The following is an 18,178-nucleotide window of genomic DNA, read 5'->3' on the forward strand; positions in this document are numbered from 1 at the left end:
ATCAGAAGAACGACGCTGCAGCAGCTTCGGCAGCGGCACCAAGCGGTCCGCCGATCAGCACGTAGGCGGCGACGAAGAGACCGGCCAGGCCGAAGACCAGGCGCAGTTCGCCGGCGACGCGGGTGAACTCACCCTTCGGCTGGTCGAACCACATCAGCTTGACGATGCGCAGGTAGTAATAGGCACCGACGACCGACGCGAGCACGCCGATGACGGCCAGCGCATAGAGCTTGGCTTCGATGGCAGCGACGAAGACGAAGTACTTACCGAAGAAGCCGGCGAGCGGCGGAATGCCGGCAAGCGAGAACATCAGCGCGGTCAGCACGACGGCCATGAAGGGGTTGGTCGAAGACAGGCCGGCGAGATCGTCGATGTTTTCGACATTGCCCTCTTCCTTGCGACGCATCGCCATGATGCAGGCAAAGGTGCCGAGCGTCATGACCATGTAGATGGTCATGTAGAGGATGACACCGGTGACGCCGGTCTTGGAGCCGGCGGCGAGACCGACCAGCGCATAGCCCATGTGGCCGATCGACGAATAGGCCATCAGTCGCTTGATGTTCTTCTGGCCGATTGCGGCAAAGGCGCCGAGCACCATGGAGGCGATCGAGATGAACACCACGACCTGCTGCCAGTCCTTGACGATCGGATCGAAGGCGGTGACGGCGATGCGGATGAAGATGGCCATGGCGGCGATCTTCGGAGCAGCGGCGAAGAAGGCGGTGACCGGGGTCGGCGCGCCTTCATAGACGTCCGGCGTCCACATGTGGAACGGCACGGCCGAGATCTTGAAGGACATGCCGGCGAGGATGAAGACCAGACCGAAGACGAGGCCAATCGAACGGGTTTCGGCCGTCAGCGCCTGGGCAATGCCGTCGAAGCCGGTGTGGCCGGTGAAGCCGTAGACCAGCGACATGCCGTAGAGCAGCATGCCCGAAGACAGGGCACCGAGGACGAAGTACTTGAGGCCGGCTTCCGTCGAGCGCAGGCTGTCGCGGTTGATGGCGGCGACGACGTAGAGCGCCAGCGACTGCAGTTCCAGCGACAGGTAGAAGGAAATCAGGTTGTTGGCAGAGATCAGGAGCAGCATGCCGAGCGTCGCCAGCACCAGGAGCACCGGAAACTCGAAGCGGTCGAGATGTTCCGAGCGGGCATGGCCGACGGACATGATCATGGCGATGACCGCGCCGATGAGCGCCAGCACCTTCATGAAGCGGGAGAACGGATCGGCGATGTAGGCGCCGCCGAAGGCCTGGCCGTCAGCGGGCACGAGGACGATCCACAGGCCGGCGGCGATGAGCAGCGCCACCGCCAGTCCCGTAACGGTCGGACCCGAGCGCTCGCCCGAGAAAACGCCGATCATCAGGAGAACCAGAGCCCCCACCGCCAGGATCAGTTCCGGCGTGGTGATTTGCAGGCTCGCGATTAGTGTTTCAGCGGTCATTTCCAAGGGTCCTGTCGTCAGTTCACCGCAAGCGCAAGATTATGCGCCGCCTGCAGGGCTGCGGAATAGTGATTTACCAGCAGATCGACCGAAGCCGCCGTCGCATCGAAGATCGGAGCCGGATAGACGCCGAAGAAGATGGTGACTGCGATCAGCGGATAGAGGATCATCTGTTCGCGCGGCGAGAGATCGAGAAGCGCCTTCAGGCTCTCCTTCTCCAGTGCACCGAAGATGACCCGGCGATAGAGCCAGAGTGCGTAGGCTGCCGAGAGGATCACGCCGGTGGCGGCAAACAGCGCCACCATGGAGTTTGCCTGGAATACGCCGATCAGCGTCAGGAACTCGCCGATGAAGCCGGAGGTGCCGGGCAGACCGACGTTGGCCATCGTGAAGATCATGAAGGCAACGGCATATTTCGGCATGTTGTTGACGAGACCGCCATAGGCCGAGATCTCGCGGGTGTGCATGCGGTCATAGATGACGCCGACGCAGAGGAAAAGCGCGCCGGAGACGAAGCCGTGCGAGATCATCTGGAAGATCGACCCCTGCACGCCCTGCACGTTCGCCGCGAAGATACCCATCGTCACGTAGCCCATATGCGCAACCGACGAATAGGCGATCAGCTTCTTCATGTCATCCTGCATCATCGCCACCAGGGAGGTGTAGATGATGGCGATGACGGACAGCGCGAAGACGAAGGGCGCGAAGGCGTCGGAGGCCAGCGGGAACATCGGCAGCATGAAGCGCAGCATGCCGTAGCCGCCGAGTTTCAGGAGGATGCCGGCCAGGATGACCGAACCGGCCGTCGGCGCCTGAACGTGCGCATCGGGAAGCCAGGTGTGGACCGGCCACATCGGCATCTTGACTGCAAACGAGGCGAAGAACGCCAGCCACAGCCATTTCTGCATGCCGGCAGGGAAGTTGTAGGCAAGCAGTTCGGGGATGTCAGTCGTGCCGGCCTGCCAGTACATCGCCATGATGGCGAGCAGCATCAGCACGGAGCCGAGCAGCGTGTAGAGGAAGAACTTGTAGCTCGCATAGACGCGATCCTTGCCACCCCAGACGCCGATGATGATGAACATCGGAATGAGGCCGCCTTCGAAGAAGACGTAGAACAGGACGATATCAAGCGAGGTGAAGACCCCGATCATCAGCGTTTCGAGGATCAGGAACGCGATCATGTAGGACTTGATGCGCTTCTCGACCGCAACCCAGCTTGCCAGCACGCAGAACGGCATGAGGAAGGTGGTGAGGATGACGAACAGCATCGAGATGCCGTCCACGCCGACGTGATAGGCAATGCCGGTGTTCAGCCAGTCGTGTTTCTCGACCATCTGGAAGCCGGGATTGGCATTGTCGAACCCGCCCCAGATGAAGAGCGAGAGCGCGAAGGTGAAGACGGTGGTCAGCAGCGCAACATTGAGGATGTTGCGGCGGCCATAGGTGCTGTTCTCGTTGGTCAGCAGCAGCAGCGCCACGCCGACGAGCGGCAGGAAGGTGACCGTTGAGAGAATGGGCCAATCGGTCATCAGAAGGAACTCCCGAGCATCATCCAGGTAACGAGGGCGGCGACACCGATCAGCATCGCGAACGCATAGTGATAGAGGTAACCGGTCTGCAGGCGCACGACGCGGTTGGTAACGTCGACCACGCGGGCGGCGACACCGTTCGGACCATAGTGATCGATCACGGCGACATCACCCTTCTTCCAGAGGAACCGGCCAAGGGCCTTGGCGGAGCGTACGAACAGGATGTCGTAGAGCTCGTCGAAGTACCACTTGTTCAGGAGGAACCGGTAGAGGACGTGGTGCTGGGCTGCGAGCTTGCCCGGCAGCTCAGGCGACTTGATGTACATCCACCAGGCGACCAGGAAGCCCACGGCCATGGCGGTGAACGGTGCGAGGTGCACCCAGACCGGCACATGCTCGTGCAGTTCGAGGATCTCGTTTTCCGGCAGCGTGAAGAGCGCGCCCTTCCAGAATTCGGCGTAGCCTTCGCCGTAGAAGGCACCGTGGAAGATAAGGCCGGCAAAGAGAGCGCCAAGCGACAGGATAGCCAGCGGCAGCAGCATCACCATCGGCGATTCATGAACATGGTGCATGACGTCCGCGGAAGCGCGCGGCTTGCCGAAGAAGGTCATGAACACCAGACGCCAGGAATAGAAGCTGGTGAAGAGGGCTGCGATGACCAGCATGCCGAAGGCAAAGCCGGCGGCCGGATTGCTCGAGACGTAGGTCGTCTCGATGATGGCGTCCTTGGAGAAGAAGCCGGCGGTGCCGATGATGGTGCCGGGGATGCCGAGACCGGTCAGCGCGACAGTACCGATCGTCATCGCCGTGAATGTCCAAGGAATGTGCTTCCTCAGGCCACCCATGTTGCGCATATCCTGCTCGTCGGAAACGGCGTGGATGACCGAGCCGGCACCAAGGAACAGGAGCGCCTTGAAGAAGGCGTGCGTGAACAGGTGGAAGATGGCCGCGCCGTATGCACCGACGCCGAGGGCCGCGAACATATAGCCGAGCTGCGAACAGGTCGAGTAGGCGATGACGCGCTTGATGTCGTTCTGCACGAGGCCGACGGTCGCCGCGAAGAAGGCGGTGATCGAGCCGATGATGGTGACGACGGTCAGCGCATCGGGCGACAGTTCGAAGAGCGGCGACATGCGGGCGACGAGGAAGACGCCGGCGGTGACCATGGTGGCGGCGTGAATGAGGGCCGAAACCGGGGTCGGGCCTTCCATGGCGTCAGGCAGCCAGGTGTGGAGCAGGAACTGCGCCGACTTGCCCATCGCACCCATGAAGAGCAGCAGGCAGACACCGGTCAGTGCGTGCGCCTTGTCGAGATGCATGCCGAACAGGTTGAGGACGACGTCGGTCGACTTGGCGGCCTCTTCCGGCGTGAAGCCGGCGGCGCCTGCGAAGATCGTGTCGAAGTTGATCGAGCCGAAGAGCACGAAGACACCCGAGATGCCGAGGATGAAGCCGAAGTCGCCGACGCGGTTGACGATGAAGGCCTTCATGGCGGCAGCACTTGCCGAGGGCTTCTTGAACCAGAAGCCGATCAGCAGATACGAGGCCAGACCCACGCCTTCCCAGCCGAAGAACATCTGCAGCAGGTTGTCGGAGGTGATCAGCATCAGCATCGCGAAGGTGAACAGCGACAGATACGCGAAGAAGCGCGGACGATGCGGATCGTGGTGCATGTAGCCGATCGAGTAGAGGTGCACCAGGCAGGAAACGGTGTTGACGACGACGAACATGACAGCCGTCAGCGTATCGACCCGGAATGCCCAGGTGACATCGATCGCGCCGGACTGGATCCAGCGGAAGACCTCGACCTTGATCGGCTCGTCGACGTGGCCGAGCGCCACGGTGAAGAAGGCAATCCAGGAGAGGATGGCGACGAGGACCATCAGGCCGGTGGTCACATATTCGGACGCCTTTGCGCCGATCGAGCGGCCGCCGAGGCCAGCGATCAGGAAGCCGATCAGCGGAAGAAAGACGATAGCCTTATACATCATAGCCTTATCAGCCCTTCATCATGTTGACGTCTTCCACGGCGATCGAGCCGCGGTTTCGGTAGAAGACAACCAGAATTGCAAGTCCGATCGCCGCTTCCGCCGCCGCCACCGTCAGGATGAACAGGGCGAAGACCTGGCCGACCATGTCGTTCAGGAAGTGCGAGAAGGCGACCATGTTGATGTTGACGGCGAGCAGGATGAGCTCGACCGACATCAGGATGACGATGACGTTCTTCCGGTTGAGGAAGATGCCGAAGACGCCAAGCGTGAAGAGGATGGCGCTGACCGTCAGATAGTGGGAAAGTCCGATTTCCATATGAATATTCCTTGTGCCTCGCGCTTCTCAGCTCAGATACCCTGCCCCGGCTTGACCTTGACCACCTGGACGGCGGTCTCGGGCGTGCGGGCGACCTGGGCCGAGATGTTCTGGCGCTTGATATGCTGGCGGTGACGCAGCGTCAGGACGATGGCGCCGATCATCGCAACGAGAAGCACAAGGCCAGCGATTTCAAAGAAGAAAACGTAATTGGTGTAGAGGATGTCGCCGAGGGCGGCGGTGTTGGTCCGCTCGCTCAGCGCCGGGATCGGAACCGCGGGCGACTGGGCGATCGTCGGCGAGATCAGCGAACCGCCGACCACGATGATCAGCTCGGCTGCCAGGATCAGGCCGACCAGGGCGCCGACCGGCGCGTATTCCATGATGCCGGAGCGCAGCTCGGCAAAATCGATATCGAGCATCATCACGACGAAAAGGAAAAGAACCGCCACAGCGCCGACATAAACGACCAGCAGGATCATCGCCAGGAATTCGGCGCCGGTGAGCAGGAACAGCCCCGCCGCATTAACGAAGGTCAGGATCAGGAACAGAACCGAGTGAACCGGGTTCCGCGCCGAGATGACCATGAACGCCGACGCGACTGCGACGAAGGCGAAGAGATAGAAAAAAAGAGCCTGCAGACCCATGATGGTGCCTTTTTGTCTTCCCCCGGGCCGGGGAGGTCCCTGCCCGATCTGGAGCCCTCCCCTCTAAGGGGGCCGGTACTCCGTTTATGTTGACTGCGGCAGAAGGAGCCGCAGCGTTTCATTCACTTGTCGAACCTCAGCGGTACGGAGCGTCGAGCGCCAGGTTGCGCGCGATTTCCCGTTCCCAGCGGTCGCCGTTATCGAGAAGCCGCGCCTTGTCGAAGTAGAGCTCTTCGCGGGTTTCCGTGGCGAATTCGAAATTCGGACCTTCGACGATCGCATCGACCGGGCAGGCCTCCTGGCAGAAGCCGCAATAGATGCACTTCACCATGTCAATGTCATAACGGACCGTGCGGCGCGTGCCGTCATTGCGGCGCGGCCCGGCTTCGATCGTGATGGCCTGGGCAGGACAGATCGCCTCGCACAGCTTGCAGGCGATGCAGCGCTCTTCGCCGTTCGGGTAACGGCGCAGCGCGTGCTCGCCACGGAAACGCGGCGAGACCGGGCCCTTCTCGAACGGGTAGTTGACCGTCGCCTTCGGCTTGAAGAAGTAGCGCAGCGCCAGACCGAAGGCGGCGACAAACTCCTTGAGGAACACGGAACTGACGGCCTGGGAAATGCTTGCCATCCTTATTCTCCAGTTTTCTTGAAACCAACAGCCGGCATGATCATGCCCAGCCGCCGAGTTTCAGGACGAATGCGACAATGACGACCATGGCGAGCGAGATCGGCAGGAAGACCTTCCAACCGAGACGCATCAACTGGTCGTAGCGGTAGCGCGGAACGAATGCCTTCACCATGGCGAACATGAAGAACACCATCGTGGCCTTGATCACGAACCAGATGATGCCCGGGACCCAGTTCAGGAACCAGACGTCGACCGGAGGCAGCCAGCCGCCGAGGAACAGGATCGTGGTCAGCGCGCACATCAGGACGATGGCGGCATATTCGCCGAGCATGAACATCATGTACGGAGCGGAGCCGTATTCGACCATGAAGCCGGCGACCAATTCCGATTCCGCTTCCGGAAGGTCGAAAGGCGGACGGTTGGTCTCGGCCAGCGCCGAAATGAAGAAGATGATGAACATCGGGAACAGGGCGAGCCAGTTCCAGTCGAGCAGCGTGTTCGGCAGGCCGATCATCGTGCCGATGCCGTGCTGCTGTGAATTGACGATGTCGGTCAGGTTCAGCGAACCTGCCGTCAGGAGCACGGTGACGATGACGAAGCCGATCGACACTTCATAGGAGACCATCTGCGCCGCCGAGCGGAGCGCACCGAGGAACGGGTACTTCGAGTTCGAAGCCCAGCCGCCCATGATGATGCCGTAGACTTCCAGCGACGAGATCGCGAAGACGTAGAGGATGCCGACATTGATGTTGGCGACGACCCAGCCATCGGCGAGCGGCACGACCGCCCAGGTGGCGAGCGCAAGCGTCACGGAGACGAGCGGTGCCAGCAGGAAGACGCCCTTGTTGGCGCCGGCCGGAATGATCGGCTCCTTGAAGACGAACTTCAGAAGGTCGGCGAAGGACTGGAACAGACCCCAGGGACCGACGACGTTCGGACCGCGACGCAGCTGAACGGCCGCCCAGATCTTGCGGTCGGCCAGCAGGATGTAGGCGATGAAGACCAGCAGGCAGACGAGCAGCAGCAGAGACTGGCCAATCATGATGGCCGCAGGCCACACATAGGTTGAAACGAAAGAATCCATAGTCCCCTGCCCTTACTCTGCCGCGACTTTGAAATTGTTGCGGGCCAATGCCGAGCATTCGGCCATGACGGCGGATGCCCGGGCGATCGGGTTCGTCAAATAGAAGTCTTTGACGGTGCTTGCAAACCCGGATTTGTTCATCTTGCCCGATTTTTTCGCAAGTGCGGCAATTTCTCCGCTGCCACCGACGGCGATCTCGTCGATCGCCGCAAAATGCGGGTGGGCCGCGTAGAGATTTGCCCGAAGCGCTGCCAGTGAGTCGAACGGCAGCTTCTTGCCGAGAACGTCGGAAAGGGCACGGATGATCGCCCAGTCTTCGCGGGCATCGCCCGGTGCGAAGCCGGCGCGGTTACCCATCTGGACGCGGCCTTCGGTGTTGACCCAGGTGCCCGACTTCTCGGTGTAGGCGGCGCCCGGCAGGATGACGTCGGCGCTCATCGCGCCGTTGTCCCCGTGCGAACCGATGTAGACCGTGAACTTCGCAGCCTTCTTGCTGAAGTCGAGTTCGTCGGCGCCGAGCAGGAAGAGGACATCCATGCCTTCCAGCATCGCGGCCGCATCCTGGCCGTTGGCGCCCGGCACGAAGCCGAGGTCGAGACCACCGACGCGGGAGGCGGCGGTGTGCAGGACCGAGAAGCCGTTCCAGCCATCGACGACGGCGTTGCAGGCAGCGGCGATCTTGGCGGCGGTGGCGAGAACGCCCGCACCGTCGGTGCGCGACAGCGCGCCCTGGCCGACGATGATCAGCGGACGCTCGGCCTTGTTCAGGACTTCCGCAAACGGATGCGCGCCATCGGCGATTTCCTTCAGCGTGTCCGGGCCGGCGCCGAGATAGTCGTAGCCGTAGCGCAGCTCGCCGGCTTCACCGATCACGCCGATCGGGAAGTTGCCGCGACGCCAGCGCTTGCGGATGCGGGCGTTCAGGACAGCCGCCTCATAGCGCGGGTTGGCGCCGACGATCAGCAAGGCGTCAGCCTGTTCAATGCCTTCGATGGTGGCATTGAAGAGATAGCTCGAACGGCCGAATGCCGGATGGAGCTGCGTGCCGTCCTGACGGCAATCGAGGTTTTCCGAGCCGAGCGACTTTACCAGCTCCTGCAGGGCGTACATTTCCTCGACAGATGCGAGATCGCCGGCGATTGCGCCGATCTTGTCGCCGCTGGTGGCCGAAACCGCGCCCTTGATGGCGGCAAATGCTTCCGCCCAGCTGGCGGGCTGCAGGCGGCCGTCCTTGCGGACATAAGGCTTGTCGAGACGCTGGGTCTTCAGGCCGTCCCAGATGAAGCGGGTCTTGTCGGAGATCCACTCCTCGTTCACCTGCTCGTTTACGCGCGGCATGACGCGCATCACTTCGCGGCCGCGGGTGTCGACACGGATGGCCGAGCCGAGCGCGTCCATGACGTCGATCGTTTCGGTCTTGCCGAGTTCCCACGGACGGGCGGTGAAGGCGAAGGGCTTGGAGGTCAGCGCGCCGACCGGGCAGAGGTCAACGACATTGCCCTGCAGTTCCGAGGTCATTGCCTGCTCGAGATAGGTGGTGATTTCCGCATCCTCGCCGCGGCCGATGAGGCCGAGCTCGGAAATGCCGCCGACTTCGGTGGTGAAGCGAACGCAACGCGTGCAATGGATGCAGCGGTTCATGACCGTCTTGACCAGCGGGCCGATATACTTGTCTTCGACCGCGCGCTTGTTCTCGGTGTAGCGCGAACTGTCGATACCGAAGGCCATGGCCTGGTCCTGCAGGTCGCATTCGCCGCCCTGGTCGCAGATCGGACAATCGAGCGGGTGGTTGATGAGCAGGAATTCCATCACGCCTTCGCGGGCCTTCTTGACCATCGGCGTGTTGGTGTAGACCTCGGGAAGCTCGCCGTTCGGGCCGCCGCGGATGTCGCGCACGCCCATGGCGCAGGAGGCTGCCGGCTTCGGCGGGCCACCCTTCACCTCGATCAAGCACATGCGGCAGTTGCCGGCGACCGACAACCGCTCGTGGAAACAAAAGCGCGGTACCTCGGCGCCGGCTTCCTCACACGCCTGCAGCAGCGTGAAATGATCCGGAACCTCGATTTCCTTACCGTCGACCTTCAGCTTTGCCATATCTGCCTTCCTGCTTCACGCACGCCTTTGTGTCTCAAGCACAACGGGCGCTTTGCCAGAGTTTCACCTCCGGCAAATGCGACCATGAAAACGCATGGTCGCTGTTGCCGTGTTCGTTCAAATAATCCAGCCGCTCCTTCGCTTCGGTCAGCGTCGGGGCATGTCCGTCCTCGACCCACCACATGGCGAAGTGCTGCTTATCCATGATGGAAAACCATTCGTCCCGGCGCGCATAGAACTGCTTGTGGACGGTCTTCCATACGAAATTCTCGAAGCTGGCGACATCGCGCCAGACACTCATGTTGACGATGATGCGTTCGTCGTCGAACGCCTTCACGTCGGTGGCGTTGCCGCTCTCGTCCTTCAGCCGCCAGACGAAGCCTTCGGACCGTTCGGCGATCCCGTTGACGAGATCGAGCGCGTTCATGAAGGGGGCGACACGCAGATCGTCGGCCGGGTATTTCAGACGGGCGATGTTGAGCTCGGCTAGATGCATCAGGCGTTGCCCTCCGCCGGCATGCGCTCAAGCTGGCTTTCCAGCCGGTAGGACTTCCACAGCTCCGACGACTTGAGATAGGGCCAGTCGAAGGCGTAGTCGGTCGAACCATGTTGGTCGAGGTGATCGAGGCGGGCCTTGCCTTCCTCAAGCGTCGGCCGCTCGCCCTCCTCCACGAACCACATCGCCAGGTAATGGCTCTTCAGATGCGAGAACCATTCGGCCCGGCGGCCGTAGAATTTCTTGTGCACCGTCTTCCAGACAAAGCGTTCCAGATGCTCGGGGCTCTGCCAGATGCTGAGCGTCGCCGTCATCATCGGATTGTCGAAGATCGTCTCGACCTCGCCCTTCTCCTGCAGCCGCCAGACGAAACCGTCAGCGCGCTCGGCAAGAGCGTTGATGAGCGCGACGTTGTCGACAAAGGCGGCAACCCTGGGATCCCCCGGGGGATGGAGAAGTTCGGCGATATTGACCTGTGCCAATTGCATTACCCCTCCTTTCCCAACAATGCTTTCGCCTGTCCGACCCAGTCGTCCCGGCCGATGCGACCTGTGAGGCCCGTATCGGCTTCGAGCTTGGCGATGGCTTTTGCGTCCAGCTTGGCGATATCGGCAAAGCTGCGATAGCCCATAGAGTTCAGGACTTCCTCAAGCTTCGGGCCAATGCCGGAAATCTGCTTCAGGTCGTCCGCCTTGCCGGATGCGGCGCGCGGCCTGGCCTTCGGCGCCGGCGCAGGCTTCGACGGCGCTTTCGTGGTCTTCGCAGCCGGTGCCTTGGCGCTTGCCGCCTTCTTTGCCGGTGCCTTCGTGGCAACAGGCTTTGCGGCCTTAGTCGCAGGCTTGGCCTTCTTGGCAGCTGGCTTCGCCGCCTTGGCGACGACGGTAGGCTCTGCCTTCGGCGGTTCGGCGGCCGGAGCCGGTTCGGCAGGCGCTGCCGTGGTCTCGGGCGCCACCTTCGCGGCGTCGGCTTCAGCGGCCTTCGACAGGCGGTCGGCGGTATCAAACGCGCCCTGCATCGCGCCGAGGAAGGCGCTCGCCATCTGCGTCGTCAGGCCGAACCCGATCGCGGTGGCAGCCGCCATGGCCGCCGTCGGATGGGCGAGCAGAGGAAAGAGCGGCGGGGCTGGCGCATCGCGCAGAAGCTTGGCGGCAGCGCGGCCGAGATCGTCCGCGGAAACTTCCGCGGGCGTCTTCTTGCCTTTGCCTGGCGCCTTGCCTGTCATGTCCCTGCCCTTACTCCGCGGCTTCCAAGGGAACGCCGTTTGCCATGGCGTTGTAGGTGTACTGGTCGATGCGCTTCTCGATTTCCGGACGGAAATGCTTGATCAGGCCCTGGATCGGCCATGCGGCCGCATCGCCGAGGGCACAGATGGTGTGGCCTTCGACCTGCTTGGTCACCTGGAACAGCATGTCGATTTCGCGCTTCTGGGCATTGCCCTTCACCATGCGCTCCATGACGCGCATCATCCAGCCCGTGCCTTCGCGGCACGGCGTGCACTGGCCGCAGCTCTCGTGCTTGTAGAAAGCCGAGAGGCGCCAGATGGCCTTGATGATGTCGGTCGACTTGTCCATGACGATGACGGCTGCCGTTCCGAGACCCGAACCGAGTTCCTTCAGCCCGTCATAGTCCATGATGGCGTCCTTCATCTGGGCGCCGGGAACGCAGGGAACCGAAGAACCGCCGGGAATGACGGCGAGCAGGTTGTCCCAGCCGCCGCGGATGCCACCGCAGTGCTTCTCGATCAGTTCTTCGAAGGTGATCGACATGGCGTCTTCGACCGTGCACGGGCGATTAACGTGGCCCGAGATCGAAAACAGCTTGGTGCCGGCATTGTTCGGGCGGCCGAAGCTCGAATACCAGCCGGCGCCACGGCGCAGGATGGTCGGGGTGACGGCGATCGATTCGACGTTGTTGACGGTCGTCGGGCAGCCGTAGAGGCCCATGTTGGCCGGGAACGGCGGCTTCAGGCGCGGCTGGCCCTTCTTGCCTTCCAGGCTTTCGAGCAGCGCGGTTTCCTCGCCGCAGATATAAGCGCCGGCGCCGTGGTGGACAAAGATGTCGATGTCGTAGCCGAGCTTGTTGTTCTTGCCGAGGAGACCCGCGTCATAGCACTCGTCGATGGCCGACTGCAGGGCTTCACGCTCGCGCATGAATTCGCCGCGGACATAGATGTAGGCCGTATGCGCACCCATGGCGAAGGAGGCGACGACGCAGCCCTCGATCAGCGTGTGCGGATCGTGGCGCATGATGTCGCGGTCCTTGCAGGTACCGGGTTCGGATTCGTCGGCGTTGACGACGAGGTAATGCGGACGACCGTCCGATTCCTTCGGCATGAAGGACCACTTGAGACCGGTCGGGAAGCCGGCGCCGCCGCGGCCGCGAAGACCGGAGGCCTTCACCTCGTTGATGATCCAGTCCCTGCCCTTTTCGAGCAGCTGCTTGGTGCCGTCCCAATGGCCGCGGGCCATGGCGCCCTTCAGCGACTTGTCCTTGAGGCCGTAGATATTGGTGAAGATGCGATCTTGATCTTTAAGCATGTCTCACCCCTTACCGCGGCTTCTTGCCGAACACGCGGACATATTCTTCCTCGCCGCCGCGCGCCAGCGCATCGGCCTGCTTGATCCACTCGTCGCGCTCGATCCGGCCCTTGAAGCTCAGATAGCCGTCGACCCAGTCGATCTCGTTCTTCTTCCATGCGGCAACCTGCGCATAGGTATAGATGCCGAGGCCATTCAGCTTGCCTTCGAGCACCGGCCCGACGCCGGAGATCAGCTTCAGGTCGTCGGGCTTTTCCGGCTTGTCGATGGCGGACGGACGGTTGGCGTCGTCGAGCGCCGGCTGCGAAGCGGCGACCTCGCCTTCAACCGGCTTCGGCGTGGCACCGTCGGGCTTGCCCTTCTGTTCCGGCTTTTCGGCTTCCGTTTCCTTCGAGGCGGTCTCGGCCTTGGCGGCGTCGGCCTTCTTCGACGGCGTGGTGTCGCCGGTCAGCGACGTCAGGCCGCCGACGGGCGCCGAATAGACACGGTCGATCTGCGGGCCGGGACGGATCTCGTCGGCGCGGCCGGCTTCGAAACGGTCGATGATGTGCTCGAGCTGCGTGGCCGTCAGGTCCTCGTAGCTGTCCTTGAAGATCATGACCATCGGCGCGTTGACGCAGGCGCCCTGACATTCGACCTCTTCCCAGGACAGCGTGCCGTCGGCATTGGTGTGGAAGGGTTCGGCGTGGATCTTCTTCTTGCAAACCTTGATCAGGTCTTCGGCGCCGCGCAGCATGCAGGGCGTCGTGCCGCAAACCTGGATATGCGCCCTGGTGCCGACCGGCTTCAGCTGGAACTGGGTGTAGAAGGTCGCCACTTCGAGGACGCGGATATAGGCCATGCCGAGCATGTCGGCGACGCCTTCGATCGCTGCCTTGGTGACCCAGCCATCCTGTTCCTGCGCCCGCATCAAAAGCGGAATGACGGCAGACTGCTGACGGCCTTCCGGATACTTCTTGATGGTCGCCTCGGCCCAGGCGGCATTCTCCGCCGTAAAGGCGAATGCGGCTGGCTGGACGTTATCTTCGGCTAATCGACGAACGGACATTCTTCTTCGCGCCTTATCTCAAATTCCAAAATACGGGTTCAGGACCGCTACAAATCAGCGATCCACTTCTCCGAATACGATATCAAGCGAACCGAGGATCGCGGTCACGTCGGCGAGCTGGTGGCCGCGGCTCATCGTGTCCATGGCCGAAAGGTGCACGAAGCCCGGAGCGCGGATCTTGCAGCGGTACGGCTTGTTGCTGCCGTCCGACACCAGATAGACGCCGAACTCGCCCTTCGGTGCTTCGACGGCGGCGTAAACCTCGCCTTCCGGCACGTGGTAGCCTTCGGTGTAGAGCTTGAAGTGATGGATCAGTGCTTCCATCGACCGCTTCATTTCGCCCCGCTTCGGCGGAACGACCTTGCCGTCGAGCGACGAGACCGGGCCGACGGCGTGCTTGCCAAGCAGCAGGTCGACGCACTGCTTCATGATGCGGATCGACTGGCGCATCTCGTGCATACGCACCAGATAGCGGTCGTAGCAGTCGCCGTTCTTGCCGATCGGAATGTCGAAGTCGAGATCGGAATAGCACTCGTAGGGCTGCGCCTTGCGCAGGTCCCAGGCAGCGCCCGAACCGCGCACCATGACGCCGGAGAAGCCCATGGCCCAGGCATCCTCGAGCTTGACCACGCCGATGTCGACGTTGCGCTGCTTGTAGATGCGGTTGTCGGTCAGAAGGCCTTCGATGTCGTCGAGCACCTTGATGAAGGGATCGCACCACTTGCCGATATCTTCCACCAGCTTCTGCGGGATGTCCTGGTGGACGCCGCCGGGGCGGAAATAGGCGGCGTGCATGCGCGCGCCGCAGGCACGCTCATAGAACACCATGAGCTTTTCACGCTCTTCGAAGCCCCAGACCGGCGGCGTCATCGCGCCGACGTCCATGGCCTGCGTCGTGACGTTCATGATGTGCGACAGGATACGGCCGATCTCGGAGAAGAGAACGCGGATCAGCTGGCCACGCATCGGGATCTCGAGCTTCAAAAGCTTTTCGACGGCGAGCGCGAAGGCGTGTTCCTGGTTCATCGGCGCCACGTAATCGAGGCGGTCGAAATAGGGCACGGCCTGCAGATAGGTCTTCGTCTCGATCAGCTTCTCGGTACCGCGATGCAGGAGACCGATATGCGGGTCGACGCGCTCGACGATTTCGCCGTCGAGTTCGAGCACGAGGCGCAGAACGCCGTGCGCAGACGGGTGTTCCGGACCGAAGTTGATGGTGAAGTTGCGGACGTTGTGTTCTGTCATGGAGCTAGCCTTCCGTCCTTACTTCGCGGCCTTTTCGTCGCCGGGCAGAACGTAATCCGTTCCTTCCCAGGGCGACAGAAAATCGAAACTGCGGAATTCCTGCTTGAGTTCGACGGGCTCGTAGAGAACCCGCTTCAACTCGTCGTCGTAGCGCACTTCGACGAAACCGGTGACCGGGAAGTCCTTGCGCAGCGGATGGCCTTCGAAGCCGTAATCCGTGAGGATGCGGCGCATGTCGGAATGGCCCGAGAAGGGAATGCCGTACATGTCCCAGGCCTCGCGCTCGAACCAGTCGGCGCCCGGATAGACCGAGGTTGCCGACGGCACGGCCACGTCTTCGGCGACCGCGAGCTTGACGCGGATGCGCACGTTCTGGCGCGGCGACAGGAGGTGGTAGACCACATCGAAACGCTCGGCGCGCTGCGGATAGTCGACACCGCAGATATCGACGATGTTGACGAAACCGCACTGCACGTCATCGCGCAGGAACGTCAGAAGCGGGATGATGCCGGCGGTGGTTGTCGTCACCGTCAGTTCGCCATGCTTGACTTCGACGCCGACGAGGTGAGAGCTCTGCGCGTCCTTGATATGAGACGCAAGCTCGTTGAAGACTTCAGTCATTCGCTCTGCCCTTCACCCTTAGCGTTCGATCGTGCCGGTGCGGCGAATCTTCTTCTGCAGCAGAAGAACCCCGTACAGCAGGGCTTCTGCCGTGGGGGGACAGCCCGGTACGTAGACGTCGACGGGGACGACACGGTCGCAGCCGCGCACCACCGAATAGGAATAATGATAGTAGCCGCCGCCATTGGCGCAGGAGCCCATGGAGATGACGTAGCGCGGCTCGGGCATCTGGTCGTAGACCTTGCGCAGGGCGGGCGCCATCTTGTTGGTCAGCGTGCCGGCGACGATCATGACGTCCGACTGGCGCGGCGAGGCGCGCGGTGCGACGCCGAAGCGTTCCATGTCGTAGCGCGGGCCGGACACCTGCATCAGGCCTTCGACGGCGCAGCAGGCCAGACCGAACTGCATCCACATCAGCGAACCCGTGCGCGCCCAGGTGATCAGGTCGCGGGTCGAGGTGACCAGAAAGCCCTTGTCGGCCAGCTCGTCGTTGATCTCGCCGAAATATGCGTCATCGGCGCCGACCGGCTTGCCGGTTGCCGGATCGATGATGCCCTTGGGCTGCGGCGCGACGAGCGTCGTCTTTTCCGCGGTCACTCCCATTCCAGAGCTCCCTTTTTCCATTCGTAGATGAAGCCGATGGTCAACACGCCAAGGAAGACCATCATGGACCAGAAGCCGAACCAGCCGATATCGCCGAAGGAAACGGCCCACGGGAACAGGAAGGCGACTTCAAGGTCGAAAATGATGAAGAGAATCGACACCAGGTAGAAGCGGATGTCGAATTTCATGCGCGCGTCGTCGAAGGCATTGAAGCCGCATTCGAAGGGCGACAGCTTTTCCGGATCGGGCGCCTTGAAGGCGACGGCAAACGGCGCGATCAGCAGAGCAAGGCCGATCACCAGAGAAATGCCGATAAAGATTGCGATCGGAATATAGGAACCGAGAAGGTCAGTCATTCAGTCCGTCCCTGCCTGTCCGTGGATCTGCGCCGGGCGGCGCGAACGTCCAAATTCGACAGGCCGTAATTGTCTGTGTTGCAACGAGCCGTGGTTAGCGCAGCCTGCGCTGCCGCGCAAGCCGTTAGCGGCCTTTGAACCACTACGCGGACGACTTTATCAAGGCTTGATCTCGGAGTCGCGACAAAACTTCGCAACGCAGCATCACGATTGCAACAGATTTGGTCACAAGCGCTTAAAACGATCTGATTGATATCCGTCATGAACTGGGCCGACTCACATCAGCCGTACGGGAACAACGCGTTGACCGCGGCCGCCACCCTTTCCGCCCGACTTTCGACCGACGTCCGCTCAAGCACCTCAAGCCGATAGCCGAAGTGGCGATAGGCGGGCAGCAACGCCTCGTATTCCGCCATCGCCGCCGAGACATCGTGACGGCGTTCGACATCCTTCCGGAATATCTCCGGCCACGGCGGCACCACGAAGGCCAGGGCATTGTGCTTGAGCAACCGGACCGCGTTTTCGAGCCAGGGCGGCACCACAATCCCCTTCATCTCGAGATAGGCCAGCGCATCGACCGGACCGCGATCGAAGAATGCGATCCGCCCTTCCCTCGCCGCCGCCACCCGCTGGGCGATCGCCCGCGACACCACCAGTTCGACGAAACGCAACGGATTTTCGCCGGGCAGCGCATCGCCGCCGATCGCCTGCTGCTCGCGGACGATCTGCCGTCCGGGCTCGGGATAGGTGGCGAACCCTCTTGCCGCCAGCGCAGAAAGAAGCGTCGATTTGCCGCCGCCCGAACAGCCGGTCAGCACGAAGAAGCGATCGGCGCATTGCCGAATCAATTCAGGATCATAATCAGATTCGTTCACGGTCTTTCTCCACCACGGACAAGGAACGGGAAGGAAAACGGCGCTTCGGCGTAAGATGAAGCGCAGCGACTCGGATGATGAGGGAGAAAGGGGCAATGGCCCGAAAGAAAAAGTGGCGCGAGTGACGGGGCTCGAACCCGCGACCTCCGGCGTGACAGGCCGGCACTCTAACCGACTGAGCTACACCCGCGCATTGTTTGAAGACTGTCGAAAGTGGCGCGAGTGACGGGGCTCGAACCCGCGACCTCCGGCGTGACAGGCCGGCACTCTAACCAACTGAGCTACACCCGCACTTTTCGAAATCTTCGGGAACGTTGCCGCCCCCGCCAAGCGGCGTTGCCGTTTGGTGTGCGGCTAACTAAGCGGTTCGAATGGGGGTGTCAAGCAGGTTTGGAAGACAAAAACAGAGAACGCATTCTTTTTATAATGGCATTGCCCGCGCCCTGCCGCCTTCCCTGCCCTGCGGACGCCGGAAGCGTTGAAAAAAGCAAAAAAATCGATTGGACCCTCTTGCGGAATTTTTCCGATGCGCATAGATCACGGCCACCGACGCGGCGGACGACTGATCCGCACAACGCGCACGGGCGATTAGCTCAGTTGGTAGAGCGCCTCGTTTACACCGAGGATGTCGGGAGTTCGAGTCTCTCATCGCCCACCATTCTCT

Annotated in this window: 18 protein-coding genes and 3 tRNA genes; 1 reads left to right on the plus strand and 20 read right to left on the minus strand. The window is 61.9% G+C overall.

From position 1 onward, the window contains the following. Window position 1 precedes the first annotated feature (1 nt). The 20 genes from nuoN to ACU5AY_RS10075 all read right to left on the minus strand — a co-directional run bounded on the left by nuoN (window position 2) and on the right by ACU5AY_RS10075 (window position 17,805). Window positions 2-1,444 (minus strand): NADH-quinone oxidoreductase subunit NuoN, encoded by a 1,443-nt coding sequence (gene nuoN, locus ACU5AY_RS09980; protein WP_446828917.1) that lies wholly within the window; start codon window positions 1,442-1,444, stop codon window positions 2-4. A gap of 17 nt (window positions 1,445-1,461) precedes the next feature. Further along, window positions 1,462-2,973: an NADH-quinone oxidoreductase subunit M gene (locus tag ACU5AY_RS09985; RefSeq protein ID WP_446824580.1), complete on the minus strand. Its 1,512-nt coding sequence runs from the start codon at window positions 2,971-2,973 to the stop codon at window positions 1,462-1,464. Beyond that, the gene (nuoL, locus tag ACU5AY_RS09990; RefSeq protein ID WP_446824581.1) at window positions 2,973-4,964 is read right to left on the minus strand and encodes an NADH-quinone oxidoreductase subunit L; all 1,992 of its coding nucleotides are present in this window, start codon (window positions 4,962-4,964) and stop codon (window positions 2,973-2,975) included. The genes ACU5AY_RS09985 and nuoL overlap by 1 nt, the downstream gene beginning before the upstream one ends. 7 nt (window positions 4,965-4,971) lie before the next feature. Continuing rightward, a complete protein-coding gene (gene nuoK, locus ACU5AY_RS09995; protein WP_261930461.1) occupies window positions 4,972-5,280 on the minus strand; it encodes an NADH-quinone oxidoreductase subunit NuoK in 309 nt (102 codons plus the stop codon). 32 nt (window positions 5,281-5,312) lie between these two features. Continuing rightward, window positions 5,313-5,927: an NADH-quinone oxidoreductase subunit J gene (locus ACU5AY_RS10000; RefSeq protein ID WP_446826097.1), complete on the minus strand. Its 615-nt coding sequence runs from the start codon at window positions 5,925-5,927 to the stop codon at window positions 5,313-5,315. A 136-nt stretch (window positions 5,928-6,063) separates the two neighbouring features. Further along, complete coding sequence (gene nuoI / locus ACU5AY_RS10005; RefSeq protein WP_261930463.1) at window positions 6,064-6,555, minus strand: NADH-quinone oxidoreductase subunit NuoI; 492 nt, start codon at window positions 6,553-6,555, stop codon at window positions 6,064-6,066. 40 nt (window positions 6,556-6,595) lie between these two features. Then, the gene (nuoH, locus tag ACU5AY_RS10010) at window positions 6,596-7,639 is read right to left on the minus strand and encodes an NADH-quinone oxidoreductase subunit NuoH (protein ID WP_261930464.1); all 1,044 of its coding nucleotides are present in this window, start codon (window positions 7,637-7,639) and stop codon (window positions 6,596-6,598) included. A gap of 12 nt (window positions 7,640-7,651) precedes the next feature. Beyond that, window positions 7,652-9,733 (minus strand): NADH-quinone oxidoreductase subunit NuoG, encoded by a 2,082-nt coding sequence (nuoG, locus tag ACU5AY_RS10015; RefSeq protein WP_446826098.1) that lies wholly within the window; start codon window positions 9,731-9,733, stop codon window positions 7,652-7,654. Window positions 9,734-9,767: 34 nt separating this feature from the next. After that, entirely contained in the window at window positions 9,768-10,229 is a 462-nt protein-coding gene (locus ACU5AY_RS10020; RefSeq protein ID WP_446826099.1) for a DUF3291 domain-containing protein, read from the minus strand. Then, window positions 10,229-10,717: a DUF3291 domain-containing protein gene (locus ACU5AY_RS10025; RefSeq protein WP_446826100.1), complete on the minus strand. Its 489-nt coding sequence runs from the start codon at window positions 10,715-10,717 to the stop codon at window positions 10,229-10,231. The genes ACU5AY_RS10020 and ACU5AY_RS10025 overlap by 1 nt, the downstream gene beginning before the upstream one ends. Then, window positions 10,717-11,451 (minus strand): helix-hairpin-helix domain-containing protein, encoded by a 735-nt coding sequence (locus tag ACU5AY_RS10030; RefSeq protein ID WP_446826101.1) that lies wholly within the window; start codon window positions 11,449-11,451, stop codon window positions 10,717-10,719. Before ACU5AY_RS10030 ends, ACU5AY_RS10025 begins: the two co-directional genes overlap by 1 nt. 10 nt (window positions 11,452-11,461) lie before the next feature. After that, the gene (nuoF, locus tag ACU5AY_RS10035) at window positions 11,462-12,766 is read right to left on the minus strand and encodes an NADH-quinone oxidoreductase subunit NuoF (RefSeq protein ID WP_446826102.1); all 1,305 of its coding nucleotides are present in this window, start codon (window positions 12,764-12,766) and stop codon (window positions 11,462-11,464) included. 10 nt (window positions 12,767-12,776) lie between these two features. Further along, window positions 12,777-13,814: an NADH-quinone oxidoreductase subunit NuoE gene (gene nuoE / locus ACU5AY_RS10040; protein ID WP_446826103.1), complete on the minus strand. Its 1,038-nt coding sequence runs from the start codon at window positions 13,812-13,814 to the stop codon at window positions 12,777-12,779. A gap of 54 nt (window positions 13,815-13,868) precedes the next feature. Then, window positions 13,869-15,059, minus strand: a complete 1,191-nt coding sequence (locus tag ACU5AY_RS10045; RefSeq protein WP_446824589.1) for an NADH-quinone oxidoreductase subunit D — start codon at window positions 15,057-15,059, stop codon at window positions 13,869-13,871. An 18-nt stretch (window positions 15,060-15,077) separates the two neighbouring features. Further along, window positions 15,078-15,680, minus strand: coding sequence for an NADH-quinone oxidoreductase subunit C (locus ACU5AY_RS10050; RefSeq protein WP_446826104.1), 603 nt, complete (start codon window positions 15,678-15,680; stop codon window positions 15,078-15,080). Window positions 15,681-15,698: 18 nt separating this feature from the next. Next, complete coding sequence (locus tag ACU5AY_RS10055; protein ID WP_446824591.1) at window positions 15,699-16,283, minus strand: NuoB/complex I 20 kDa subunit family protein; 585 nt, start codon at window positions 16,281-16,283, stop codon at window positions 15,699-15,701. After that, entirely contained in the window at window positions 16,274-16,639 is a 366-nt protein-coding gene (locus ACU5AY_RS10060; protein ID WP_261930474.1) for an NADH-quinone oxidoreductase subunit A, read from the minus strand. Before ACU5AY_RS10060 ends, ACU5AY_RS10055 begins: the two co-directional genes overlap by 10 nt. A gap of 281 nt (window positions 16,640-16,920) precedes the next feature. Continuing rightward, the gene (locus tag ACU5AY_RS10065) at window positions 16,921-17,514 is read right to left on the minus strand and encodes an AAA family ATPase (RefSeq protein ID WP_446826105.1); all 594 of its coding nucleotides are present in this window, start codon (window positions 17,512-17,514) and stop codon (window positions 16,921-16,923) included. Between the two features lie 113 nt (window positions 17,515-17,627). Further along, window positions 17,628-17,704: transfer RNA gene (locus tag ACU5AY_RS10070), tRNA-Asp, on the minus strand. Between the two features lie 24 nt (window positions 17,705-17,728). Beyond that, a tRNA-Asp gene (locus ACU5AY_RS10075) sits at window positions 17,729-17,805 on the minus strand. 291 nt (window positions 17,806-18,096) lie between these two features. Here ACU5AY_RS10075 and ACU5AY_RS10080 point away from each other — a divergent pair. Beyond that, window positions 18,097-18,172: transfer RNA gene (locus tag ACU5AY_RS10080), tRNA-Val, on the plus strand. The last annotated feature ends 6 nt before the right edge of the window (window positions 18,173-18,178 follow it).

The organism is Rhizobium sp. PAMB 3174 (assembly GCF_052908375.1).

What these genes read in the sequence shown, in the direction of transcription:
- ACU5AY_RS10055 (WP_446824591.1), bottom strand. Translation starts at nt 16,283, where the DNA reads ATGGGAGTGACCGCGGAAAAGACGACGCTCGTCGCGCCGCAGCCCAAG.
- ACU5AY_RS10060 (WP_261930474.1), bottom strand. Translation starts at nt 16,639, where the DNA reads ATGACTGACCTTCTCGGTTCCTATATTCCGATCGCAATCTTTATCGGC.
- ACU5AY_RS10030 (WP_446826101.1), bottom strand. Translation starts at nt 11,451, where the DNA reads ATGACAGGCAAGGCGCCAGGCAAAGGCAAGAAGACGCCCGCGGAAGTT.
- nuoI (WP_261930463.1), bottom strand. Translation starts at nt 6,555, where the DNA reads ATGGCAAGCATTTCCCAGGCCGTCAGTTCCGTGTTCCTCAAGGAGTTT.
- nuoN (WP_446828917.1), bottom strand. Translation starts at nt 1,444, where the DNA reads ATGACCGCTGAAACACTAATCGCGAGCCTGCAAATCACCACGCCGGAA.
- nuoF (WP_446826102.1), bottom strand. Translation starts at nt 12,766, where the DNA reads ATGCTTAAAGATCAAGATCGCATCTTCACCAATATCTACGGCCTCAAG.
- nuoH (WP_261930464.1), bottom strand. Translation starts at nt 7,639, where the DNA reads ATGGATTCTTTCGTTTCAACCTATGTGTGGCCTGCGGCCATCATGATT.
- nuoE (WP_446826103.1), bottom strand. Translation starts at nt 13,814, where the DNA reads ATGTCCGTTCGTCGATTAGCCGAAGATAACGTCCAGCCAGCCGCATTC.
- ACU5AY_RS09985 (WP_446824580.1), bottom strand. Translation starts at nt 2,973, where the DNA reads ATGACCGATTGGCCCATTCTCTCAACGGTCACCTTCCTGCCGCTCGTC.
- ACU5AY_RS10020 (WP_446826099.1), bottom strand. Translation starts at nt 10,229, where the DNA reads ATGCATCTAGCCGAGCTCAACATCGCCCGTCTGAAATACCCGGCCGAC.
- ACU5AY_RS10000 (WP_446826097.1), bottom strand. Translation starts at nt 5,927, where the DNA reads ATGGGTCTGCAGGCTCTTTTTTTCTATCTCTTCGCCTTCGTCGCAGTC.
- nuoG (WP_446826098.1), bottom strand. Translation starts at nt 9,733, where the DNA reads ATGGCAAAGCTGAAGGTCGACGGTAAGGAAATCGAGGTTCCGGATCAT.
- ACU5AY_RS10045 (WP_446824589.1), bottom strand. Translation starts at nt 15,059, where the DNA reads ATGACAGAACACAACGTCCGCAACTTCACCATCAACTTCGGTCCGGAA.
- ACU5AY_RS10025 (WP_446826100.1), bottom strand. Translation starts at nt 10,717, where the DNA reads ATGCAATTGGCACAGGTCAATATCGCCGAACTTCTCCATCCCCCGGGG.
- nuoK (WP_261930461.1), bottom strand. Translation starts at nt 5,280, where the DNA reads ATGGAAATCGGACTTTCCCACTATCTGACGGTCAGCGCCATCCTCTTC.
- ACU5AY_RS10050 (WP_446826104.1), bottom strand. Translation starts at nt 15,680, where the DNA reads ATGACTGAAGTCTTCAACGAGCTTGCGTCTCATATCAAGGACGCGCAG.
- nuoL (WP_446824581.1), bottom strand. Translation starts at nt 4,964, where the DNA reads ATGATGTATAAGGCTATCGTCTTTCTTCCGCTGATCGGCTTCCTGATC.